The following is a 982-nucleotide window of genomic DNA, read 5'->3' as shown; positions in this document are numbered from 1 at the left end:
ACAATTATAGTGGATGGAAGGGGGAAGATCACGAAGATCCGCCCCGCGAAGGGGCGAAAGAGTTTCTGGAAGAGTTGTCCCGGAAATACCGGGTCTACATCTTCACCACTCAGCCCGTTCCCAAGGTTTGGGCGTGGCTGGATAAACACGGGTTGGGGGACTTCGTCACCCGCGTGACGAACCGGAAAGTGCCGGCCCTCATTTACCTGGATGATCGGGCCATTCGGTTCGACGGGGATTTTGAGAAGGCGCTGGAAGAAATCCGCTCTTTCCGGCCCCACTGGAAGCGTTGAACCGGGTTACTCCCGGTTCTTTTTTTTATCCTATGGCGGATTTCGGACGAATCTATATATCCCGCAACCCCAGCACACTCCAAGACGGCCCAGCTTTTGGGCTTCCTCGATTAATTTATCCAGCTTGTCCTTATCCATTTTTCGTTTCTCCTTTTGGCAGGAGGATCTCGGTGGCTTCTCTTCGGGTGCGCCTATCGTTGGCGGGGAAGACGTCGGGGTTATAAGCGCCCCACCGTCACCCTCCCCAAACACCTCACAGCTTTATACTCACCGGCTTTTATCTTCTTAAACTCCATTTCAGCTTTCTCCTTCTTTCCCTTGACGAGAATATAAGGAGACCGGGCAAAACGTCCCGGTTTTTTTTATATCCCGTAGAATGCAAACCACAAGATTAGCATCATCATGCAGATTTCCACTACAAACCTGAGAGCGCCGCGATAAAATGCTAGGAGTATATAAAACGATAGGATCACCATAATTGCTGTCTCAAACAGTGACATCAATTGTCGCCCTCCTAAATCAATCTTAAATCCTTATCAGAGATCTCCTATCCCGAATATACGACCCTCTGACGGTTTTTTCGCCCCATGAAGCTATAAAACCATTCCCCCTTCCGGTCAGTCCTCTCAAGCCAAGATTTCGGAAATTATTTACATATGAGAGGGGGTGGATATGGGGAAAAATTACAG

The 982-nt window shown here is 49.2% G+C and carries 1 protein-coding gene; it reads left to right on the top strand.

The genetic code is table 11. From position 1 onward, the window contains the following. A partial coding sequence (locus RZO55_RS10400) for an HAD family hydrolase (RefSeq protein WP_318064214.1) occupies positions 1 to 293 on the top strand: 293 nt, incomplete at its 5' end. Positions 294 to 982 lie beyond the last annotated feature (689 nt).

Origin of the sequence: Clostridium boliviensis, assembly GCF_033342255.1 — a bacterium.
In the GTDB taxonomy this organism is placed as follows: domain Bacteria; phylum Bacillota; class Clostridia; order Lachnospirales; family Lachnospiraceae; genus Lacrimispora; species Lacrimispora boliviensis.
Note: the sequence above shows the minus strand (reverse complement) of the source record. Positions and strands in the feature narration are given on the sequence as shown.